The organism is Streptomyces sp. OfavH-34-F (assembly GCF_022347745.1).
Lineage (GTDB): Bacteria > Actinomycetota > Actinomycetes > Streptomycetales > Streptomycetaceae > Streptomyces.
The window spans coordinates 1-3,971 of the sequence record NZ_JAKRGC010000451.1 but is presented as its reverse complement, the minus strand read 5'-3'; the positions used below and the strand labels follow the sequence as shown (position 1 = coordinate 3,971).

Here is a 3,971-nt window from a genome sequence, read left to right as displayed (position 1 = left end):
GGTGGCGCAGGACGGCCTCGGCGGCCTGCCAGGCGGAGTGCAGGGTGCGGGCGTCGCCCAGTTCGCGGCGCTGGGCCGCGGCGCTCTTCTCCGCGGCGGTCAGGGCCAGCGAGGCGTGCCGGTAGGCGAGTTCGGCGGAGATGAGGGCGCTGTGCCGGCGGGTCTCCTCGGCGCCGGTGACGGTGTGGGCGGCGCCGGTGACCTGCTGGGCCAGTTCGGCGGCGCGGCCGCGTTCCTCGCCGGCGCGGGCGGAGAGGCGGCGGGCGAGGGTGCGGGTGCGGCGCTCGGCCGCGGCGTGGATGTCGCGGGCGCGGGCGCGGGTGTCGGCGGCTTCGACGATGCGGCCGAGGAGGTCGACGGAGCCGGCGGTGAAGTCGCGTTCGGCGGTGAGTTCGGCGCGGCGGCCGAGCTTGTTGCCGAAGCCGCTGACGAGGTCGGCGAGGCCGTCCGTGTCGCGGGTGTCGGTGACGGCGCGCAGCAGCAGGTCGGTGAAGTCGGAGTCCTTCTTGACGGCGAAGAGGCCGGCGGCCTCGCCCTCGTCGGCGTTCATCTCGCGCTGGTAGCGGAAGAGTTCGGGGTCGAGGCCCAGTTCGCCGAGGTGTTCGTTCCAGCGGTCGTGGATCTCCTCCCAGTGCACGTCGAGGTGCTGGTAGAACTTCCCGGCCTCGGTGAGGGCGTCGCGGAAGCCCTTCATGGTGCGGCGCCGGCCGCGGGCGCCGGAGGCCCCTTCGGCGGGGCGGCCGACGGCGGTGGACTCGGCGACGGGCAGCGAGTCGAGCCCGAGTCCGGGGCCGGGCCGGAAGGAGTACCAGGCCTCGGCGAACTTGCGGGGGTCGTTGGAGACCTGGCGGCCGCGCCACTCGCTGACCTTGCCGACGACGACGCACTCGCCGGTCAGGGTGTGCTGCCACTCCAGGGCGACGTGGCCGCAGTCGTCGGCGAGCAGGAACTTGCGCAGGACGCCGGAGCTGGCGCCGCCCAGGGTGTTGCGGTGGCCCGGCAGCATCACCGAGAAGATCAGCTTCAGCAGGACGGACTTGCCGCCGCCGTTCTCCAGGAAGAGGACGCCCGCGGGGGCGGGGCGGCGCGGCGGGCCGACCGGCTCCTCCTCGAAGAACTCCGCCTGCGCCGGGGCGGGGCGTGGCACGGGTTCGCCGACGCCGCGCAGGTCGAGCACGGTGTCGGCGTAGCGTGCGCCGGCCGGCCCGATGGAGTAGAGGCGGACGCGGGACAGCTCGTACATGGCGGCGGACTCTCGTCGTTCGGAAAGCGGTGGGAAGACGTCGGTGGGGGGGGCGGGCGGGCCCGGCGGCGGTCAGCCGTGGAAGGGCAGGCCCGCGTCGGCGGCCAGTTCCAGGTCGTCGGGGTCCGGGGGCGGCAGCAGGGTGGCGCTTCCGTCGGTGACGGGGACGACGCCCAGCTCCAGGAGTTCGGCCATGGCGGCGCTGCCGGCCATGTCCCGGACCTGGAGCTGGTAGCGGGCGGTGGTGCGGTAGGTGCCTCCGGCGTCGTCGCCGGTGCGCTGGAGGAAGCCGGAGTCGGTGAGGAAGGCGACGGCCTTGCCGATGATGCCGGTGGTGGAGCCGGCGAGCCGGCGGGCGTCCTTGGTGGCGCCGGTGGCGCTGCGCCGGGCGTAGACGCGCCAGCCCGCCTCCAGGCCCGGGGCGTCGCTGGCCGGGTCGGTGTTGTCGCCCTGCTGCTCGGCGCGCTCTTCCAGGCGGTGGCAGGCCTGGCGGACGAAGGCGTCGACGCCGTTGACGGTGATCCGCCCGATGTAGGCGTCGTCGGCGAGGTCCTCGGGGCGCGGGAAGGCCATGGCGGCGACGGCCAGATGGGCGAGGCCGTGCAGGAAGCGGTCGGCGCTGTCCGAGGAGGCGCGCCGCGCGTAGTCGCCCATGCGGACGGCGAACACCGAGTCCTCGCCCGCTGTGACGGCCATGCCGGCCCGGGGGGACACCTCCAGGACGATGAGGCCGAGGCCGGTCGCGACGGCGTCGGCGAGCCGGGCGAAGGCGGGGTCCTCCCGGTAGCGGCGGAGGAGTTCGGCGTACTCGGCGTCGCGGGCGGGCAGCAGCTTGGGCTGGAGGCCGAAGGCGACGAGCCGGGCGGCGTCGGCCGCGTCGGCGGGGGTGACGGCGGGCGCGGGGGCGGGCCGGTCGGGTTCGTGGGCGGGGGCGGGCCGGTCGGCGGGCTCGCCCCACGCGTCGGTGTGCTCTGCGCGGTGGTCGCTCACGACACTGGCTCCTCGGTGCGGACGGTACGGCGGTACGGGCGGGGCGAAGCGGGACGAATGGACCGGCGGAGGACGGGTGCGGTCCGGGGGTCGCGGGGCGCGGGGGTCACGGCGCCTCCGAGCGGTCCGCGGCCATGCCGGCGGCGTCGAGCAGGGCGGTGCCGACGATCAGGTCGGCGCCGCCGAACTCCTCGTCGTCCAGGGGGGTGCCGTCGTCCACGGAGAACAGCAGGCGCCGCTCCCCCTGGCGGTAGGCGGTGCCGACCGGCGGGCTCGCGGCGTGGACGGCGAGCAGGGCGACCAGATAGGGCAGGTCGGGGTCGGTGCGGCGGGCGTCGGCGAGGAGGCCGGAGAGCCGGCGCGGCGCGTCGTGCTCCAGGTCGAGCAGTTCCATCGCGGCGGCCAGCTGCTCCTCGCTGAACCGGCTGTCGTCCGGGGTGGCGATCAGGTCGGGCTCGGGCATCTCTGCGCCGAGGTGTTCGCGGGCGGGCGGCGGGCTGAGCAGCAGGTCGACGAGGTCGCCCACCCGGACGCAGGCCGGGGTGCGCAGGCCGGTGCCGTGGGCGAAGAAGGCGTCGGTGACGCGGCCGGCGCGCTCGACGGGGAGCGGCAGCAGCGGGCCGAGGAGCTGCCCGTACAGGTCGAGGCCGGTGCGGGCGGTGGGTGCGGCGAAGGCCTGCCGGTCCTGTTCGGCGCGGAAGAGCGGACCGGCCTCCAGCAGCCGGGACTGGAGCTGGGTGTGGCGGCGGATGCAGTCCTTGACGATGTCCACGAGTTCGGCGGCGCGGCGCTTGTGCTCGGGGTCCTCGGCCTCGTCGCGGGCCTTGCGGATGTTGGTGAGGATCGCGTTCTCGTGGCGGTAGCGGTCGGCGACGTGGTCCAGTGCCTCGGCGATCATGTCGGGTACGGCGTTGAGCCAGTCGACGGCGCGGACGTTGCGCCGGGTGGCGTCGAGGGTCTTGCGCAGGGTCTCCGCGTACTGGACGGTCCGGTAGCGGGCCTGTTCGGCGGCGAGCTGGGCGTCGGCCAGCCTGCCCCGGCTGATCAGCACCTCCAGTTTGACCTCGGCGGCGATCTGGGCGCTGGTGACGTCCGTGTCGAGGGCGCCGACCAGGACGTTGACCGCCTCGTCGGTGGCCCGGAGGTAGACGCTGCCGCCGTGTCCGGGGACCTCCTCGATGAGCTTGAAGTCGTAGTCGCGGCGGACGTAGACGCCGTCGGGGCCGAAGGTGCCGTAGACGGCGCGGAATCCGCGGTCCACGCTGCCGACGTTGATCAGGTTCTCCAGGACCCAGCGGGCGACCCGTTCGTGCTCGGCGGCGGGGCGGGCGGGGGCCTGGGCGGCGACGCGCGGGAGGAGTCTGGTCACTATCTGGTCGTGGTCCGCGCCGGTGTCGAAGTCCATGTTCAGCGTGACGTGGTCGATGGCGGCGAGGGCGACCTCGGCCATCGCGTAGCCGCTGTACTCACCGGCCAGGTTCGCCTTGCGGACGTCCAGGTCGTGCAGCGGCGCCGTGCAGGCGAGCGCGCGCAGCCGCCGGGACAGCCCCTCGTCGGCGGCCGGGCCCGGTGCGGGCCGCGGTCCCGCGCTGAGCTGGGGCGCAGCGTTGTCCGTGTAGGCAGGCGAAGTCACGGTGCACAGATTAGGTCCTCGGACTGACAACGGTCGAAACGGCGCAGAAGGGCCGCCGGCGCCCTCGCTCGGCCGTGCGTGCGCCGTGTCGCCCGGCCGTGCCCC

The 3,971-nt window shown here is 75.0% G+C and carries 2 protein-coding genes and 1 pseudogene; all 3 read right to left on the bottom strand.

Annotated elements, in window-relative coordinates; all coding sequences use genetic code 11:
* Positions 1 to 1,243, bottom strand: a pseudogene (locus tag MHW47_RS33105) (hypothetical protein); the annotation flags it as partial.
* Positions 1,244 to 1,315: 72 nt separating this feature from the next.
* Positions 1,316 to 2,233, bottom strand: a complete 918-nt coding sequence (locus MHW47_RS33100; RefSeq protein ID WP_239227544.1) for a hypothetical protein — start codon at positions 2,231 to 2,233, stop codon at positions 1,316 to 1,318.
* A 106-nt stretch (positions 2,234 to 2,339) separates the two neighbouring features.
* Positions 2,340 to 3,866, bottom strand: coding sequence for a hypothetical protein (locus MHW47_RS33095; protein ID WP_239227543.1), 1,527 nt, complete (start codon positions 3,864 to 3,866; stop codon positions 2,340 to 2,342).
* Between the last annotated feature and the right edge of the window lie 105 nt (positions 3,867 to 3,971).